Origin of the sequence: Bradyrhizobium sp., from assembly GCF_035935975.1 — a bacterium.
GTDB lineage: Bacteria > Pseudomonadota > Alphaproteobacteria > Rhizobiales > Xanthobacteraceae > Bradyrhizobium.
In genome coordinates, this window is the sequence record NZ_DASYWN010000048.1 from 1 (window position 1) to 18,435 (window position 18,435).

Below are 18,435 nucleotides of genomic sequence, written 5' to 3' on the forward strand. Positions count from 1 at the left end.
TTCGTAACCCTCCTGCAGGGCATAAAGGTTGCTCTATCGACCTCTTGGCGAATATTCCAGCCCCAGATCGCAATCGCCCGGTTCGCTACGGCCTAGGACAGCCAACAAACCAATTCTTGCTCAGCCTCGTCGGGCAAAACAGGGGCATACTGCCACCATCACCCCAACGCCATTTTGCCCAAAGGCTAGCGCGGCCGGCTGCGCTCGATGATCTCGGCGGCGCCCTTGCCCAGCAGATCCAGCCCTACGCTACGACCGAGCTCACGCGGGCGATTGGCGGGGCCTGCGCGCGAGGCTTCGATGATGGTGTTGCCGGAGAGGTCGAGCACCGAGGCGATCAGCGACATCTGATCGCCCTCGATGGTCGAGAAGCCGGCAACCGGCGAATTGCAGTGGCCGTTGAGCACCCACAGCACTTCGCGCTCGGCATCGGCGGAGGCGTGCGCGGCGGGATCGTCGATCGATGCGAGGATTTGCCGCGTCTGCCAGTCCTGCGCGGCGCATTCGACGGCCACGATGCCCTGCCCCGCCGCGGGCAGCATCTCGGCCGCGGTGAATTCGTAGGCGATACGATCCGCGAGACCGACGCGGTCGAGACCAGAGCGCGCCATGATCAGCGCGTCCGCAGGTCCGACAGCGCCGCCATCCGGCAGGCGCTGCATCTCGCCATTGTCGAGCTTTCGCACCCGCGTGTCGGCCGCACCGCGGAAGTGGATTACTTCAACGTCCGGAAACAACCGCCGCGCATAGGCGGCACGGCGGACCGCGTTGGTGCCGATCTTGAAACCCTTGCCGCGGGACTGGCGCAGCGCGTCCAGCGTCACGCCCTCGCGCAGCACCAGCGCATCGCCGGGCGGATCGCGCGACAACGTCGCGCCGATGACGAGGCCGGGCGTGTCCTCGTTACCAGGCATGTCCTTGAGCGAATGCATCGCAGCCTGCAGCTCGCCCGCAACCACGGCGGCGCGGATCTGCGCCACGAAGGCGCCGCCCTTGCCGCCATGCGGCAGGAGCTTGCTGGTCTGGTCCAGATCGCCGGTGGTGTCGAACTTGACGATCTCGACGTCGAGACCGGGCATGGCGGCGGTCAGGCGGCGCGCAATCTCTTCCGTCTGTGCCAGCGCCATCGCGCTCTTGCGGGTGCCGATCTTGAATCGCGTAGCCAAGTCCAAGTCCTTTCGAGAGGCGCGTTTATCGCGCATCCTGCAATATCATGTCGGAGGCCTTCTCCGCGATCATGATGATCGGCGCGTTGGTGTTGCCCGAGACGAGGTCCGGCATGATCGAACCGTCGACGACGCGAAGGCCTTCGAGCCCCCTCACCTTCAGCCGCTGGTCCACCACCGCGAGCGCGTCATTGCCCATACGACAGGTCGAGGTCGGATGGTAGATGGTGCTGCCACGGTCGCGGCAATAATCCAGGATCTCGGCGTCCGTGGATACCTTCGCCCCGGGATCGTATTCGTTGATCACGAACGGCTTCATCGGCGGCGCATTCAGGATCTTGCGCAGGATCTTGATGGCTTCGACATTGGTGGTGCGGTCGGTTTCGGTCGACATGTAGTTGATGCGGATTTCCGGCGGCACCGTCGGGTCGGCGCTCCTGATCCGCAGGGAGCCGCGGCTCTCGGGACGGAGCTGGCACACCGACGCCGTGAAGCCGGAGAAATCGTGCAGCCGCTCGCCCATCTTGTCGGTGGAGAACGGCAGGAAGTGAACCTGGATGTCGGGCGAGGCCAGCCGCGGACTGGTCTTGAAGAACGCGCCCGCCGTGCCGGCCGCGATCGTCAGCCAGCCTTTCCGGAACAGCGCATAGCGCGCCCCGGCGAGCGTGCGGCGGAGCGGATTGTTGACGGTGTCGTTGAGCGTGATCTTCTGCGAGCAGCGCATCACGATGCGGACCTGCATGTGGTCCTGGAGATCGTGGCCGACGCCTTGCGCATCAAGCACGACGTCGATGCCGTGCCTGCGCAGGAGATCGGCAGGGCCGACGCCGGAGAGTTGCAGGAGCTGCGGCGAGTTGTAGGCACCGCTCGACAGCACGACCTCTTTCCGCGCCCGCGCGCGGCGCACGGTCGCGCCCTGGCGATACTCGACGCCGACCGCGCGGCGCCCCTCGAACAGCACGCGCTGGCCGAGCGCCTCGGTTTCGACCTTGAGATTGCTGCGCGTCTTCGCGGGACCGAGATAGGCCACCGACGTCGAGGCGCGGCGGCCGTTGCGCGTCGTGGTCTGGAACAGGCCGACGCCTTCCTGCGTGGCGCCGTTGAAATCAGGATTGTAGGGCAGACCGGTCTCGACCGCGGCGTCGATGAAAGCCTTCGACAGCGGATCGGTCACGACCATGTTGGAGACCGGCAGCGGGCCGCCGGTGCCGTGATATTGATCGGCGCCGCGCGTCTGGTTCTCGGCTTTCTTGAAATAGGGCAACACGTCGTCATAGCCCCAGCCGGCATTGCCGTGCTGGCGCCAGCGATCATAGTCCTCGTGCTGGCCGCGGACGTAGAGCAGACCGTTGATCGAGCTCGATCCGCCCAACGTCTTGCCGCGCGGCTGGAACACCTGGCGGCCCTTCAGCTCAGGCTCCGGCTCGGTCTGGTACATCCAGTTGACGGTCTTTTCCTTGAACAGCTTTCCGTAGCCGAGCGGCACGTGGATCCAGATGTTGGAATCCTTTGGCCCGGCCTCGAGCAGCAGCACGCTGTGCTTGCCGTTCGCCGACAGGCGGTTGGCGAGCACGCAGCCGGCCGAGCCGGCGCCGACGATGATGTAGTCGAATTCGGGATCGGATGGCGCGAGGGGGGAATTTGCGTTCATGCGCTACGCTTCTTCTTGTTGGTGGGGGCGTTTCCGTTTCGTCACTAAAGCGCGATTCGATTTGGATGAATTGTCATCGCGCTTTAGGTCGTTGTTTGAGCATGATCTTTTCGGAAAACCGCTGCGCACTTTTCCGGATCATGCTTTAGCACAATCATGCGCGCAGGCGCAGCGCTTCGACCAGCGACTTGAACGCACGGGCATATTCCGCGCCCGCCCTTGCGATATCGGCGCGTCCGGCGCAGGCGACCGCAGCCTCCGTCACCGCGCCGAGCAGCAGCCGCGCCAGCGGCTCGACCGGCTGTTTTGCGATCAAGCCGGCCTCCATCGCCACCGAGAGCGCGCGCGGCATCTTGCCGCCAAAATGCTTCGCGTCGATCTCGCGCCAGCGCTCCCAGCCGAGCACGGCGGGGCCGTCGCGCAGGATGATCTGGCCGGTCGGCCCCTTGGCAGTCGCTGCGAAATAATGCTGGGTGCCGGCGACCATCGCGGCGAGCACGTCCTTCTCGGTGCGGGCGGCGCTGTCGATCTCGACGACGAGATCGCGCGAGACCAGGTCGAACACGGCCTCGAACACCGCCTCCTTGGTCTTGAAGTGATGATAGACCGCGCCCTTGGCGATGCGCGCCCCTTCCGCAATCTCGTCCATCGTGGTCGCAGCAAAGCCCTGCGTCCCAAACAGCCGGCGCGCCGCCGTCAGGATCGCCTCCGTCGTCGCCGCCCGCCGCTCCGCCTGTTTCGCCATGGGTCTCGTCTATCGCGTGGTGGATTGAAGTCGAAGCGCGTTAGGCCACGAGCGGCGCTCTCTCCATTCCCTCCCCCCTTGCGGGGGAGGGTCAGGGAGAGGGGTGCCACACGGGGAATTCTATCGAGAGCGCGTCTGCTTGGTGCATCTTCAACAACTGGCGCTCTTTGCTGGGCTACCCCTCTCCCTAGCCCTCCCCCGCAAGGGGGGAGGGAACGAACTTTCGTCGGGGCACCGGCCGAGTTTCATCTCATCAGGCTGTAATCGAATTCGGCACAGGCGGCCAGTTGACTTTTCGACTACCAGTCGGTATTTACCGACTATCAGTCGGTTTTAATCGTGAGGTGTACCATGCCGAGCCGTGACATCGTTGAAGCGTTTGCGAAGCGGCTGGAGGATGGGGATTTCGTCGGCGCGATCGAGCACTTCTATACGCCCGATGCCGCAACTTACGAGAACAACGCCGCCCCGACGGTCGGCCGCGACAAGCTCCTCGCCAAGGAGCGCGGCGTGCTGGCGGCCTCCAAAGAGGTCAAGGCCGTCCGCGTCGGGCCGAGCATGATCGAGGGCGACCATGTCGCCACGCGCTGGACCTTCAGCTTCACGAATGCCGAAGGCGTCATCCGAACGCTGGACGAGATCGCGTGGCAGACCTGGCGGGGCGATAAGCTGATTGAAGAACGATTCTATTACGATCCGAAGCAATTGGGACGGTGACGAGGCGCCGTTACGTTTCGCGGGACGGCGGGCCGGCAGCCCCGCTTGCGGCCATCCTTCGAGACGCCCGCCTTTGGCGGGCTCCTCAGGATGAGGTCTTGTGACACGGCAGAGCCCTAGACCCTCATGGTGAGGAGCGCCGCCCGCGGCGCGTCTCGAACCATGCAGGCCGAGCACTCCTCGCGTTACACCCGTAACGCGGCGCGCCGGTTTTGTATCGATTTGTTATCGATACTGCCGATGGAACACGCAGAAGTGGTCACGGCGGCCGCGACAAGCGTAAATAATTCATAGTTCGTCAAAGGTTTGCAGCGAATTCTCGCGATCGAGCCGGACAAACGGCCCATGCTGCTGCAGGCTCTGGTATGCGGACTCAACTGACCAGCTATTTCGCGCGGCTGTTCGCCGGCGATCTGTCGGCGTTCGGCGGTCCTGCAACCGACGAAGCGATGGCCGGCCATATCCGCGCCGAGCAGATGTCGCTCGTGCTCGGCTATTCCGTCGGCATCATGCTCGCGAACGCCTGCAACGCCGTCGTGCTTGCGATCGCGCTGTGGCATGCGCCGGACTGGAAGCTCGCGCTGACCTGGGCGGTGATCGTCGCCGGCGCAGCCATCGGGTTCGGGCTGCAATCCCACGCCTCGCGCCGCATCACCAAACCGCAATTCGTCTCGCGCCGCGCCATGCATCGGCTGGTGCGCAATGCCTTCGTCCTCGGCGCGGCCTGGGGCATCGTGCCGGTCGCCTTCTTCGCCGATGCCTCCCCCGGCGGCCAGCTCGTCATCACCTGCCTCTGCTCGGGCATGCTGGCCGGCGGCGCGCTGGCCTTTGCCGCCATCCCGATCGCGGCCATCGCCTTCACGGCGCCGATCTTCGTCGGCATCGCGATCTGCCTCAGCCGCGACGGCGATCCCGCCTATGTGCTGGTGGCGATCCTGGTCGTGGTTTACGGCACCGTGCTGCTGCGCGCCGTGTTCGTCAACTCGTTCTCGTTCGCGCGGCGCGTGATCCGGCAGGTCGAAGCCGAGCGCACCGTGCGACAGGATCCGCTGACGCACCTGCCCAACCGCTTCGCCTTCAACGAGACGCTCGATGCCGCGCTGAAACGCCTGAGCCTGTCGGGCGAGGAGTTCGCGGTGCTGCTGCTCGACCTCGATCGCTTCAAGGAGGTCAACGACAAGTTCGGCCATCCCGCCGGCGACGAATTCCTGGTCCAGGTCGCAAGCCGCCTGCAGCGCTGCACGCGCGCGGCCGAGCATGTCGCGCGTATCGGCGGCGACGAGTTCGCGCTGGTGATGGCCAATCTGGCGCGACCCGAGGATGCGCTCGAGATCGCCGAGCGCTTCGTTGCCGCTTTCACCGAGCCGTTCCAGATCGAGGGCCGCCAGATCGCCGGCGCGACCAGCGTCGGAATCGTACTGGCGCCGCGGGACGGCACCACGGCGCTCGACGTCATGAAGAACGCGGACGCGGCGCTCTACCGCGCCAAGAAGGCTGGGCCGGGCACGGTCTGCTTCTTCGAAGCCAGCGACGACAGGGTTTCGCGTGACCGCAAGGCGCTGCAATCCGACCTCGAGGGCGCCATCGCTCGCGACGAGCTGTTTCTCGTTTTCCAGCCGTTCCTCGATCTCGATGAGAACCGCATCACCGGCTTCGAGGCGCTGCTGCGCTGGCAGCACCCCGCGCGTGGCCTGGTGCCGCCGAGCGAATTCATCGGAATCGCCGAGGAGACCGGACTGATCCACGAGATCGGCGAATGGGTGATCCGGCGCGCCTGCGCGACGCTGGCGGACTGGCCGGAAGACATCAGGGTTGCCGTGAACTTCTCAGCCGCGCAGTTTCACAACACGGCCGTCCTGCAGACCATCGTGCAGGCGCTCGCCGACGCAAAGGTCTCTCCCAGCCGGCTCGAGATCGAGATCACGGAATCGATGCTGCTATCGAAATACGGCTCGGCCGCATCGATCCTGAACGCGCTGCTGCAGCTCGGCGTTACCGTGGCGCTCGACGATTTCGGCACCGGCTTCTCCTCGCTCACCTATCTGCGCAAGCTGCCGTTCAGCCGCATCAAGATCGACCAGTCCTTCATCCGCGACATGCTGGTGCAGCCGGACTGCGCCGCGATCGTGAAGTCGGTGATCTCGCTGGCGCGCGACCTCAACATCGACGTCGTTGCCGAAGGCGTCGAGACCGCCGACCAGCTCGACTATCTGCGCCAGATCGCCTGCGACGAGGTGCAGGGCTATCTGATCAGCCGGCCCGTGGCGGCCGAGAACGTTCCGGCGCTGCTCGCCGCGAAGAAGAAGCGGGCGATCTTCGCGGCGTAGGGCGCCCTCAGATCGCGTCCGCCCGCAGCAGCGTATCCACCGTGATCGTGCCCCGCGCGCGCGAGACGCAGGCGCAGATCTTTTCGTTGCTCTGCTTCTGATGGTCGCTGAAGAAGACGTCGCGATGGTCGATCTCGCCGTCGACCTCGACCACGTCGATGGCGCACAGGCCGCATTCGCCGCGCTTGCAATCGTACATCACGTCGTGGCCGCTGGCGTTGAGGACATCGAGCATCGAGCGCTCGCGCGGGATTTCGAGCTCGACACCGGAATCTTTCAGGCGCACGCGAAAACTCTCGGTCGGCAGCGTGCCGCTGGAGCCGAAGGTCTCGTAGCGCAGATCAGGCAGCGGATGGCCGGCGCCGATCCAGGCATGACGCGCGGCATCCAGCATCCGCATCGGACCGCAGAACAGCGCCAGTGTATTTTGCGGCAATGAGGCGAACAGCGCGTCGAGATCGAGCCGCTTGCCTTCGTCGCCGGCATGGACCACCAGGCGATCGCCGAGCTGAACTGCGAGATCGTCGAGATAGGCGGCCTCGGCGCGCGAGCGGACGGCATAATGCAGCGTGACATCGGCCCCGCGCCGCGCCAGCGCCTGCGCGGCGCCGAGGATCGGGGTGATGCCGATGCCGCCGGCGATCAGGCAATAGTTTTGGCGCGCCCAGTCGACCGCGAGCAGCGAAGCGGGCTGCGTGATGTCGAGCCGCGCGCCGGGCTGCAAGGACCACATGTAGCGCGAGCCGCCGCGGGAATCCTCAGCACGTCGCACCGCGATCTTGAAGCCGCCCGAGGAGGCTTCGCCGACCAGCGAATAGGACCGCGTCTCCGGCAGACCATCGATGGTCACGCTGACATTGATGTGGCTGCCGACCGGATAGGCCGCGCCGTCGAACTGGTCCGGCCGGATCAGGAATTCGCGGATGCCGGGGGCGAGATCACGCGTCGCAACGAGCGTTGCCGGAATCCAGGTTTCGATGAAGCGCATGGCGGCACCCCTTAGTCGGTTGCGGTCTTGATCAGCGCCAGCGCCGGCAAGAGATCGAGATGGGTCCGGTTGCGCAGCGCAAGCCTCAGGTTTCGCACCGCGAGCCGCGCATGCTCGCGCATCACCGCCTCGGCGCGCGCGCCCTCACGGTTCTCGATCGCGTCGATCACGACGCGGTGGTGCTCCTGCCCGATGATCAGGATCTGCTGCGCTTCGGGCAGCGCCGACTGCGCCATCACGAAACCGCTGGGCGAGGCGAACGGCAACGCCGAGGCGCGGTCGATCTGCCGGATCAGCGGCGGGCTGCGCGACAATTCGGTCAGCAGCGCATGGAAGCGCGCGTTCAGCGCGACATAGGAGGAGAAGGCCTCGATCGAGATCGGCACCTGCCGGAGCAGCTCGTCGATCGCAGCCAGGCATTCCTTCAGCGGCTCGAGCTCGCGCGCGGAGACGCCGCGCTCGGCGGCGAAGCGCGCGGCAAGGCCCTCCAGCGTGCCGCGCAGCTCGATCGAGTCGGAGATGTCGCGCTCGGAAAACGCCTTCACCATGAAGCCACCGGAGGGGATCGCCTCCAGCAGGCCCTCCTCCTCCAGCCGCACCAGCGCCATGCGCACCGGCGTGCGCGAGGCGCCTGTGGTCTCCACCGCCTGCAGCTCGGAGATGCGCTCGCCCGGCCGCAGAGAACCCGACAGGATCTGGTCGCGCAGCGCGAGCTGCGCCTTCACGGTCTGCGAGACGGAGCGGTCGACCTCACGCTCGGGCGCTGCTTTCACTTGGCCTACTCCGCCGCCTGGAGGTGTGTCGGCGCGTTTTCCTTCGCTACCATGCGGTCGATCAGCTTGCGCGACCACATCGCGCCGGCGTCGATGTTGAGGTTGTAGAAGATGCGATCGGGGTTCTCGTCCATCGCGCGCTGCTGCGCCTCGAGGATCAGCTCGTCCTCGCGGAAGATGCCGGAGACGCCTTCGCGGATCTCGGTGGTGATGCGCTGCTCGCCGAGCTGATAGTTGCGCACGAAGGCCCAGAAATAGTGACAGGTCTTCTCGGTCTCAGGCGTGATGGTGTTGAGCACGAAGCCGTTGACGCCCTGCGAACGGTCGCCTTCGGGCGCGCCGGTGCCGGTCGGCGCCACGCCGACGTCGATCGCGATGGTGCACGGCGCCTCGAAGCGGATGATCTGCCAGCGGTCGACGAGGCCGGGCTTGCCGAGCTGCTTGGCCCAGAACGGCGGCGCCTCGATGCCGCGCATCCAGCGCGTCACCGTCACGGTCTTCTCACCATGGGTGACGTCGAACGGCGCTTCGGCCACCGCATCGTTGCCGATGGAGGAGCCGTGCACGAAGGTCTCGTGAGTGAGGTCCATGAGATTGTCGAGCACGAGGCGGTAGTCGCAATTGACGCGGATGGTCTTGCCGTCGCCGGCCCAGGCCGGATCGTGGTTCCAGTGCATGTCGGGAACGAGCGCGGGATCGGCCAGCGCCGGGTCGCCCATCCAGAGCCAGATGTAGCGGTGGCGCTCGACCACGGGATAGGCGCGCACGCAGGCGGACGGGTTGATGGTCTCCTGCGAGGGCATGAAGGTGCAGCGGCCCTGCGCGTTGTATTTCAAGCCGTGATAGCCGCAGACGACGGTGTCGCCTTCGAGCCGGCCCTTCGACAGCGGCACCAGGCGGTGCCAGCAGGCATCCTCCAGCGCGGCCACCGAGCCATCGGCCTTGCGATACATCACGACGTGCTTGCCGCAGATCGTCCGCGGCAACAGCGCCGGCTTCACCTCCGCATCCCAGGCGGCGGCGTACCAGGCGTTCATGGGGAAGGGTTTTGTCACCGGCGATCTCCCAGAGCTTATGTATGCGTTATGTATACAATAACGGAGGGATAGAATCGGTCAAGACCGAAATAAGCGTATCTAAATACCGATATCTAATTTGTTGTATACAAACGCAACCACGAGTCATTCCCCGCGAAGGCGGGGAATCCAGTACTCCGCGGCGGCCATTGGTTTACGTAACTGCCGCCGCGGCGTACTGGATCACCCGCTTTCGCGGGTGATGACAGCGGAGGATGCGGCAAGCTCGCCCTCGGAGCGGCGGCCTGACAGCCGTACGAACTCGGAGTCTTACGCGCCGAACACCTTCGCGAGCCCGGCCTGGGCTTCCTGCTGAATCTTCTTCAGGTGCTCGGTGCTGCGGAAACTTTCCGCGTAGATCTTGTAGACATCCTCCGTCCCGGACGGCCGTGCCGCGAACCAGCCGAAATCGGTTTCGACCTTGATGCCGCCGAACGACTGGCCGTTGCCGGGGGCCTTGCTCAGGGTGGCGCGCACCGGATCGCCGGCGAGATCTTTCAGGCCAAGCTGCTCGGGCGTGACGGATTTCAAAATGGTCTTCTGCGGCCCGGTCGCGGCGACGTCGATGCGCGCGTAATGCGGCACGCCGAGCTCGGCGGTGAGATCGTTGAAGAGCTGGCTCGGATCGCGGCCGGTCTTGGCCATGATCTCGGCCGCGAGCAGGCCGAGGATGATGCCGTCCTTGTCGGTGGTCCACACCGTGCCGTCGCGGCGCAGGAACGAGGCCCCTGCACTCTCCTCACCGCCGAAACCAAAGCTGCCGCCGACGAGGCCGTCGACGAACCATTTGAAGCCGACCGGCGTCTCCACCAGCTTGCGGCCAAGCTTCTTGGCGACGCGATCAATGATCGAGCTCGACACCACGGTCTTGCCGATCGCGGCATCCTTGCCCCAGTTCGGGCGGTGCGCGAACAGATAGGAGATCGCGGTCGCGAGATAATGGTTGGGATTCATCAGGCCGCCGGTGCGCGTCACGATGCCGTGGCGGTCGGCGTCGGTGTCGTTGGCAAAGGCAACGTCGAAGCGATCGCGCATCGCGATCAGGCTCGCCATCGCGTAGGGCGAGGAGCAATCCATGCGGATCTTGCCGTCCCAGTCCACGGTCATGAAACGGAAGGTCGGGTCGATCGCCTCGTTCACAACCGTCGCCTTCAGGCCGTAGCGCTCGATGATCGGATGCCAGTAGTGCACGGCGGCGCCGCCGAGCGGATCGATGCCGATATTGATGCCGGCGGATTTGACGAGATCGAAATCGACGACATTGCCGAGATCGGCAACGTAAGGCGTGATGAAATCGTAGGCGTGCACGTTCGCAGCCCTGCGCGCCCTGGCATAGTCGATGCGCTGCACGCCCTTGAGGCCATCGGCGAGATAGGCGTTGGCGCGCTTCTCGACGACGCCGGTCACGTCGGTATCGGCCGGGCCGCCATGCGGCGGATTGTATTTGTAGCCGCCGTCTTCGGGGGGATTGTGCGAGGGGGTGATGACGACGCCATCGGCAAGGCCCGAGGTGCGGCCCTTGTTGTAGGTGAGGATCGCGTGCGAGATCACGGGCGTCGGCGTGTAACCGCCGTCCTTGTCGATCATGATTTCGACGCCGTTGGCCGCGAACACCTCGACCGCGCTTACCAGCGCGGGCTCGGCCAGCGCGTGGGTGTCGATGCCGATGAAGAGCGGGCCGGTCAGCCCCTTCTCTTTTCGGTAGTCGCAGATCGCCTGCGTGGTCGCCAGGATATGGCCTTCGTTGAAGGTGTTCTTGAACGAGGTGCCGCGATGGCCCGAAGTGCCGAACGCGACCCGCTGCGCGGGGTCCGCGACGTCGGGCTTGCCCGCGAAATAGGCCGTCACCAGCCGTGGAACGTTGGTGAGCGCGTCCGGCGAGACCAGTTTGCCCGCCGCGGGATGAACATCAGCCACTGAAATATCCTCGTCCTGTCGTAGAGATTGCAGAGCAGCATAGCATCGGCCGCGCCCCCGCCAAACCACAACACACCACGGGGATGGCGTTACTTGGGCGGCACCCCGGAATGACCGTGCCGTAGCCCGAATGAGCGCAGCGATATCCGGGATCACCCCGCCCCGGATGTCGCTGCGCTCATCCGGGCTACGGGTATCGGTGATGGATGCGCGTTCACGGCATCGAGCGCGGAGACTGTGCTACGCTCCACGCCATCAAGGCCCTTTTCGAATCGTCCCATGGCTCTTTCGCTCAAGCTGCTTCTGCCGATCGCCTGCATCGCCATGGGCCTTGCCCTGGTCGGCGCGACGGCGCGCGCTGCCGAATTCTACACCGAGGACCTCCGCATCCCGATGGCGGAGGCCGGGCCACAGGGGCTGGAGGCGTTCCTGGTGCGGCCCGCGGGGACGAAGCGCTATCCGCTGGCGCTGCTCAGCCACGGCTCGCCGCGCAGCTTCGACGACCGCGCGACCATGTCGGCGCACAAATATTACGGCATCGCGCTGGAATATGCCCGGCGGGGCTTCGCGGCGCTGATCGTGATGCGGCGCGGCTACGGCACCTCGCCCGGCGGGCGCATCGACAGCGTCGGGACTTGCGCCAAGGCCGCCTATCTGCCGGCCGCCGCGGTTGCGGTCGCTGATTTGCGTGCCGCGATCGACGCGATGGGACGCAGGGCCGACGTCACGACGTCAGGCATGATCGCAGCCGGCCATTCCGCCGGCGGGCTCGCCACCGTCGCGCTGACGGCGCAGCCCCCGGCGGGTCTCGTCGCCGCGATCAATTTTGCCGGCGGCCGCGGCTCACGGGACGACGACGATGTCTGCAACGAGGATGGCCTCGTGCAAGCCTTCACCAGCTTCGGCAGGACCTCGCGCGTGCCGATGCTGTGGGTTTATGCGACCAACGATTCCTTCTTCGGCCCCGAGCTCGCGCGCCGGCTCTATGACGGATTTCGCGGCAATGGCGGGAATGCGAAATTCATCGCGGCGGCGCCTTACGGCGACGACGGCCATTATCTCTATTCCGTGGTCGGGCGACCGCGATGGACGCCGTATCTTGATGGCTTCCTGCGCGAGCGCGGGCTCGGCCATGACATCCTGAGCCCGCCCGATCCATTGCCACCGCCGGGCCAGCTCAACGAGGCGGCGCGGGCCGAGTTCGCCCGCTATCTCGCCAGCACCATGCCGCACAAGGCTTTTGCGGTGTCGCCGAACGGCGGCTACGGCTGGCGTTCGGGGCGCACCACCACTGACGATGCCCAGCGCGATTCGCTCGCGGCCTGCATGAAATGGTCACCGACCTGCACGCTCTATGCGGTCGACGACCGGCTGGCCGGGGGGAGCCGGCAAACCTCCACCGACCAGAGCTCCCGCGCGCGCTAAAGCGCGAGGAGCTCGCGCTTTAGCTTGTTCCTAAGATCAGGTCTTTCGGCGGATGAGGCTAGAGCCGTTCGCTGAGCGCGAGCTTGTAGCCAACGCCGGTGACGGTCGCGATCACGGGCGTGCCGCTGCCGACGAGCTTGCGGCGCAGCCGCGCCACCAGCGCATCGACGGTGCGGATGTCGACCTCGGCCTGGCGGTTGCTGACGACCTCGATCAGATAGTCGCGGCTGAGCGGCCGGCCATCGGCGCCGACCAGCGCCGCGAGCAGGTCGAACTCGGCGCGCGTCAGCGCCACCGGCTTGCCGTCGCCGCCGAGCAGCTCGCGCCGCGTCAGGTCGATGATCCAGTCGCCGAAGGCGATCGAATTGTGGTTGCGCGCCGCCTTGCGGTCGATCGAGCGCCGGCGCAGCACGCTGCGGGCGCGCGCGAGCAGATCGCGCAGATTGATCGGCTTGGTGACGTAATGGTCGCCGGCGATCTCGAGACCGAGGATGCGATCGACGTCGGTGTCGCGGCGGGTCACGAAGATGATGCCCGCGTTGCTGGTCGCCTGGATTTCCTTGGCGAGCTCGAAACCGTCGCCGTCAGGCAACTGCACGTCGAGGAAGACGAGGTCGGTGCGCGCGCGCAGCGCCTGGCGGCATTCCGCGCAGGAGCCGGCGCCCACCACGTCGAAATTGTTTTCGCTGAAGTAACCGACCAGCATGGTCCGCGTCACCGGATCGTCTTCGACGACGATCAGGCGCTCGCGACCTGCGGGCCGCAATTCCTGACGTCCGGAATCAGCCACGATGTTGGATGTCCTGTGTGCCTGCGGCGCAGCCTGAAAATTCAAGTCGTCGCGCAAAGCGCCGTCCTGTGAACGAACATTCACGACTGGTTCGAGCCCCCGAGATTGCCTGCTGGAATACTAGGCGTGTTGTGCAGCCCAAACAATATTGGTCATGATATTGAAGTAATAAGTATGAATTGCCCCACAATTCTCATCGTGCGCATCATCATGCTCTGAGGCCGCTTCACTACCGCCGATCCCGCACATTCGGCGCCGGACTCAACTGCTGGTTAACGTAAAGAGAGCGTTCGGCTTCGGAAAAGCCGGCCGCAGCTCTATGGTCCTCGCGTGCAGATGGAAAACCACGGAGCAGACGTGATGCAGGGGCAGGCCCGATTGGCCGCCGGTCGAACCGGGGACAGCGTCGCGGTTTTCGGCCGCTCCCACAGCCTCGACTTCCTGCGCGGTCTCGCCATCGTCGGCGTAATGGCGATCCACGTATCGCAATCCTTTCCATCGAACATCCACGCCGTCGACTACGCCTTCATGTGCGGCTGGACCGGCGTCAACGTGTTCTACTTCGTCAGCGCGATGACGATGTGCCTGATGTGGACGCGGCGGACCGAAGCGAACCCGACGCGCAAATTCTACATCCGCCGTACCTTGCGTATCGCGCCGCTATTCTGGCTCGCGATCCCGCTCTACCTCGTCGTCAACGGCACGGGGCCGAGCTACAACGCGCCCAACGGCATCGGCCCGCTTCAGGTGATCCTGACCGCGACGTTCCTGCACGGCTTCTGGCCCGACAGCGTCAACAGCGTCGTGCCCGGCGACTGGTCGATCGCCGCGGAGATGACGTTCTATCTCGTCTTCCCGTTCGTGATCACCGCGTTCGGAGCGCGCCGCCATCTCTACCTCGCGCTGGCGATCGTGCTGCATCTCGTCAATGTCTGTCTGTTCAAGCCGTTCGCCTTCGCGGCGTTCTCGGCCTACTACGGTCCGGGCCACGAAGCCTTCGTCTGGAACGCACTGCATATCAGTTTCCTGAACCAGCTCCCGGTCTTCCTGGTGGGATGTGCGCTGTTCTTCACGCTGCGCGACGGGTTTGCGAAATCGGACGCCGCGGTCTTCGCAGTCTTCATCGCGCTGTCCTTCATCGCCGATCGCGCGACGAGCTCGCACGAATTCAACTATCTGATGATCAACCTCGTGCTCGGCGCGCTGGTTGCCGGCTGCATCAAGCTTGCGATCCGCTTCCAGCCGATCGAGGCGCTCGGCCGCAATTCCTATTCGATGTATCTGTCGCACTTCGCGGTGATCTACGGCCTGCGCCAGGTCTGGCCGCTCGCGGACGGACTGATCTCGCTGCTGATCGCTTACGTCGTCACCGCCGCGCTCAGCTATCTCGTTGCGCGCGCGACCTGGCATCTGGTCGAGCGGCATGCACAGGATCTGGCGCATCGCCTGACGTCAGCGGGCAAGGCCACGACGCACGCGGACGCACTGGCCGCGGCAAGCGTCGCCCTGAACGGCCGCGGCGCCGGCTCTTAAATCGCCTCAGGACCACCCGACATCGATCCGGAACGACAACTGCTCTTCTGCGCCAGGTGCGATATGCATCAGGCCCGGCTTGTCGCTGAACTCGCCATCGAAGCCGGCCGGACTGGCATAGCCGCGCCAGGGCTCGATGCAGAGGAACGGCGCACCCGATGGTTTTGACCAGACGCCGAGCTCGCGAAAGCCGCGCCAGGACATTTTGAGCCAGGGCCCGGCGCCCTGCCCGGCCGCATAGCGAACCGCGTGGCTGTTGACGGGATCGAGGATGACGGCATCGTTGGTGAACAGAGCTTCCGACAGAGGAAGCACAGTGCCTTGAACGGGACTCGGATTCGTCGCCGCGAGCAGGAGGCCGCCCTCGACACCGCGAACTGGAGACGGCTCCTCGTTCGTGAACGTCAGCGCGTAGCTCTCTTTCGGCACCCCAGCCTGAAGCGGCCAGTTGAACGCGGGATGACCGCCGAGCGACACCGGCAATGTCTCTCTGCCGGTGTTGACGACCGTAAGCGAGAGATCGAGACCGGCGTCGTCGAGCGCATAGGCTGCCGTCAGCCGGAACGCGAACGGATAGAGCGCGCGCGTCGCCTCGCTATCCTCGAGCAGGAGCGCACACCGGCTCTCGCCACGCTCCACCCACACAAACCGGCTGTCGCGCGCAAAACCGTGCTGGGTCATCCGATAGGTCCTGCCCTGGTGCCGCATTTCGTCATTGGCAAGACGCCCGACGATCGGAAACAGCAGCGGCGCATGACGCTGCCAGGCCGGGCCGGCCTGCCAGACGAATTCGGTGCCGTCCTTGTGCTTGAGTGAGCACATCTCGGCGCCGTGCGCCTTGATGGTCGCGGTGAGATCACCACTGCGGATCGTGTGCGTGTCGTCGGTCATGACAAAGCCCCATCACGCGTCAGGATTAAAGCCGGTTCAAGCACTTACGCCTTCCAATTTGCAAAACTACTCGCATTTGGAGAAGATCGCCGCAATACCCGTCAAACGTCAGCAGGCGGCTCACGAGCATTATCGGAGACAATCGATGCCCCGAGCCTTGCAACGCAAGCTTTCCCTTGATGCATCAACACGTCGTCCGCGGCCTGCAACTGGAAGAAGCGACGCAACAGCTGATCTATGTGTCGTTCGATGCGCTCTTCGGATTCGAGCTCGGCCAAGAGACGATGCTCACTAATCACTTTCGCTGCGGCCTCGTAATAATTGTTCGCTTCTCTCGTCGGAAAGCGCTTGCACACCATCGGAAGCAGAACGTTGTCGACCTCCCTTTCTAGCGCGATGACCCACTGAGAGCATGATTTGCTCAGGTGTCCGGCAAATTCAGCTGGGAGCACTTGAATTTTAAAACGCAACACCAGCGGGCGTCGATCTTCACAACGACCGGTCGATCGTCTTCGCTCGCACATCTCGCCGACAAGGGTCACGTCGCTGTCGCTGAAAACTCTAGACAAGAGATTCTGTCATCCTGATGAATTCAACAATTGAGGACATCGCAGGAAAGGCACGTTGTCTTCCACCAAACGAAAACCTTGTCGCGTTTGCGCGCGAGATACGATAGGATCAGGCTCTTTGCTCAATCTGAAGATACTCCTGGATGTTCCCAAAGCCCAAATTCGTCCTGCTGCCTAACACTTACGCCTTCGAATCCGAGCCGATGGTGAAGCCCACCGGCTTTCGCGAATACGACGCGCGCTGGTTGTTCCAGAAGGAAATCAACTTGATGGGTGTGCAGGCGCTCGGCATGGGTCTGGGCGCGCTGATCGCAGAGCTCGGCGTCGCCCAAGAGATCGTCACCGGCCACGATTTCCGCGGCTATTCGGCCTCGATCAAATATGCGCTGATCTCCGGCCTGATGGCGGCGGGCTGCAAGGTGCACGACATCGGGCTCGCGGTGACGCCGATGGCCTATTTCGCCCAGTTCGATCTCGACGTGCCCTGCGTCGCCATGGTCACGGCCTCGCACAACGACAATGGCTGGACCGGCGTGAAGATGGGCGCCAACCGCCCGCTGACCTTCGGCCCCGACGAGATGACCCGGCTGAAGGAGATCGTGCTCAACGCCGATTTCAAGAACAAGGCCGGCGGCTCCTACCAGTTCCACGAGAACTATCCGGCGCGCTACATCGCCGACCTCACCAGCCGTCCGAAGCTCACGCGCAAGCTCAAGGTCGTCGCCGCCTGCGGCAACGGCACCGCGGGTGCGTTTGCGCCGCAGGTGCTGGAGGCAATCGGCTGCGAGGTGATCCCGCTCGATACCGAGCTCGACCACACCTTCCCGAAATACAATCCGAATCCGGAAGACATGGAGATGCTGCACGCCATCCGCGACGCGGTGCTGCATCACAAGGCCGATGTCGGCCTCGGTTTCGACGGCGACGGCGACCGGTGCGGCATCGTCGACAACACCGGCGAGGAGATCTTCGCCGACAAGGTCGGCGTGATGCTGGCGCGCGACATGTCGGCGATCCACAAGGATGCGCATTTCATCGTCGATGTGAAGTCGACCGGCCTCTTCATCACCGATCCGATTCTGCAGAAGCAGGGCGCCAGGACCGCTTATTGGAAGACCGGCCATTCCTACATGAAGCGCCGCACCAACGAGACGGGCGCGCTCGCGGGCTTCGAGAAGTCCGGCCACTTCTTCTTCAACAAGCCGTATGGCCGCGGCTATGACGACGGCCTGGTCTCGGCGATCGCGATCTGCGACATGCTCGACCGCGCGCCGGCTAAGTCGATGGCCGATCTGAAGAACGCGCTGCCGAAGACCTGGTCGTCGCCGACCATGTCGCCGCATTGCGCCGACGAGACCAAGTACGTCGTCATCGACAAGGTGGTGAAGCATTTCGAGGGCCTGCAGGCCAAGGGCGCCAAGATCGGCGGCCAGTCGATCCGCGATCTCGTCACCGTCAATGGCGTGCGCGTCACGGTCGAGGACGGCAGCTGGGGTCTGGTGCGGGCGTCCTCCAACAAGCCCGAGCTCGTGGTCGTGGTTGAGAGCCCGGTGTCCGAGCAGCGCATGCACGACATGTTCGAGATGGTGAACAGCGTGCTACGCACCCATCCCGAAGTCGGCGAGTACAATCAGACGATCTGAGATCCGACCAAAGCACCGTGGCCGACCGCTCACTGCGGCCGCAGCCACCTGCAATACGACTGCAAGCGGATTAATTCCGCTTGTAGTCGTCTTCAATCCGGATGATGTCGTCTTCCCCGAGATAGGAGCCGGTCTGGACCTCGATCAGCTCCAGCATGATTTTACCGGGGTTCTCCATCCGGTGCACCGCGCCCATCGGGATGTAGATCGACTCGTTCTCATGC

General features: G+C 64.6%; 15 protein-coding genes and 1 pseudogene. 5 read left to right on the top strand and 11 right to left on the bottom strand.

The features are described 5' to 3' along the window. Positions 1-185 precede the first annotated feature (185 nt). From hemC to VGR99_RS29520, 3 genes are all read right to left on the bottom strand, one after another. On the bottom strand, positions 186-1,166 hold the full coding sequence (gene hemC / locus VGR99_RS29510; RefSeq protein ID WP_326903474.1) for a hydroxymethylbilane synthase: 981 nt from the start codon (positions 1,164-1,166) through the stop codon (positions 186-188). Between the two features lie 25 nt (positions 1,167-1,191). Next, positions 1,192-2,817 (bottom strand): choline dehydrogenase, encoded by a 1,626-nt coding sequence (locus VGR99_RS29515; protein ID WP_326903475.1) that lies wholly within the window; start codon positions 2,815-2,817, stop codon positions 1,192-1,194. 154 nt (positions 2,818-2,971) lie between these two features. Further along, a complete protein-coding gene (locus VGR99_RS29520) occupies positions 2,972-3,562 on the bottom strand; it encodes a helix-turn-helix domain-containing protein (RefSeq protein WP_326903476.1) in 591 nt (196 codons plus the stop codon). Between the two features lie 351 nt (positions 3,563-3,913). On the opposite strand from VGR99_RS29520, the gene VGR99_RS29525 reads away from it, so the two are divergent. Both VGR99_RS29525 and VGR99_RS29530 read left to right on the top strand, forming a co-directional pair. Then, positions 3,914-4,279 (top strand): nuclear transport factor 2 family protein, encoded by a 366-nt coding sequence (locus VGR99_RS29525; protein ID WP_326903477.1) that lies wholly within the window; start codon positions 3,914-3,916, stop codon positions 4,277-4,279. 365 nt (positions 4,280-4,644) lie between these two features. Next, complete coding sequence (locus VGR99_RS29530) at positions 4,645-6,606, top strand: putative bifunctional diguanylate cyclase/phosphodiesterase (RefSeq protein ID WP_326903478.1); 1,962 nt, start codon at positions 4,645-4,647, stop codon at positions 6,604-6,606. Positions 6,607-6,613: 7 nt separating this feature from the next. Here VGR99_RS29530 and VGR99_RS29535 read toward each other — a convergent pair whose 3' ends face one another. The 4 genes from VGR99_RS29535 to pgm all read right to left on the bottom strand — a co-directional run bounded on the left by VGR99_RS29535 (position 6,614) and on the right by pgm (position 11,360). Next, on the bottom strand, positions 6,614-7,594 hold the full coding sequence (locus VGR99_RS29535) for a PDR/VanB family oxidoreductase (protein WP_326903479.1): 981 nt from the start codon (positions 7,592-7,594) through the stop codon (positions 6,614-6,616). 11 nt (positions 7,595-7,605) lie between these two features. Next, on the bottom strand, positions 7,606-8,367 hold the full coding sequence (locus VGR99_RS29540; RefSeq protein WP_326903480.1) for a GntR family transcriptional regulator: 762 nt from the start codon (positions 8,365-8,367) through the stop codon (positions 7,606-7,608). A gap of 5 nt (positions 8,368-8,372) precedes the next feature. After that, positions 8,373-9,404, bottom strand: a complete 1,032-nt coding sequence (locus tag VGR99_RS29545; protein ID WP_414645197.1) for a Rieske 2Fe-2S domain-containing protein — start codon at positions 9,402-9,404, stop codon at positions 8,373-8,375. A 309-nt stretch (positions 9,405-9,713) separates the two neighbouring features. Continuing rightward, complete coding sequence (gene pgm / locus VGR99_RS29550; RefSeq protein WP_326903482.1) at positions 9,714-11,360, bottom strand: phosphoglucomutase (alpha-D-glucose-1,6-bisphosphate-dependent); 1,647 nt, start codon at positions 11,358-11,360, stop codon at positions 9,714-9,716. Positions 11,361-11,684: 324 nt separating this feature from the next. Here pgm and VGR99_RS29555 point away from each other — a divergent pair, with 324 nt between their 5' ends. Then, positions 11,685-12,785: an alpha/beta hydrolase family protein gene (locus VGR99_RS29555; protein ID WP_414645198.1), complete on the top strand. Its 1,101-nt coding sequence runs from the start codon at positions 11,685-11,687 to the stop codon at positions 12,783-12,785. A 58-nt stretch (positions 12,786-12,843) separates the two neighbouring features. Here the strand turns inward: VGR99_RS29555 and VGR99_RS29560 are convergent, their stop codons facing one another. After that, positions 12,844-13,659: a response regulator transcription factor gene (locus tag VGR99_RS29560; RefSeq protein ID WP_326903484.1), complete on the bottom strand. Its 816-nt coding sequence runs from the start codon at positions 13,657-13,659 to the stop codon at positions 12,844-12,846. A 276-nt stretch (positions 13,660-13,935) separates the two neighbouring features. Here VGR99_RS29560 and VGR99_RS29565 point away from each other — a divergent pair, with 276 nt between their 5' ends. Continuing rightward, positions 13,936-15,108, top strand: a complete 1,173-nt coding sequence (locus VGR99_RS29565; RefSeq protein ID WP_326903485.1) for an acyltransferase — start codon at positions 13,936-13,938, stop codon at positions 15,106-15,108. 6 nt (positions 15,109-15,114) lie between these two features. Here the strand turns inward: VGR99_RS29565 and VGR99_RS29570 are convergent, their stop codons facing one another. Both VGR99_RS29570 and VGR99_RS29575 read right to left on the bottom strand, forming a co-directional pair. Next, positions 15,115-15,999 carry an aldose 1-epimerase family protein gene (locus VGR99_RS29570; protein ID WP_326903486.1) on the bottom strand — a complete coding sequence of 295 codons (885 nt, stop codon included), beginning with the start codon at positions 15,997-15,999 and terminating at the stop codon, positions 15,115-15,117. A 101-nt stretch (positions 16,000-16,100) separates the two neighbouring features. Then, positions 16,101-16,541: a hypothetical protein gene (locus tag VGR99_RS29575; RefSeq protein WP_326903487.1), complete on the bottom strand. Its 441-nt coding sequence runs from the start codon at positions 16,539-16,541 to the stop codon at positions 16,101-16,103. A 170-nt stretch (positions 16,542-16,711) separates the two neighbouring features. On the opposite strand from VGR99_RS29575, the gene VGR99_RS29580 reads away from it, so the two are divergent. Then, complete coding sequence (locus VGR99_RS29580) at positions 16,712-18,211, top strand: phosphomannomutase/phosphoglucomutase (protein ID WP_326903488.1); 1,500 nt, start codon at positions 16,712-16,714, stop codon at positions 18,209-18,211. A gap of 70 nt (positions 18,212-18,281) precedes the next feature. On the opposite strand, the pseudogene cpsB reads toward VGR99_RS29580, so the two are convergent. Further along, positions 18,282-18,435: pseudogene (gene cpsB / locus VGR99_RS29585) on the bottom strand (mannose-1-phosphate guanylyltransferase/mannose-6-phosphate isomerase); the annotation flags it as partial.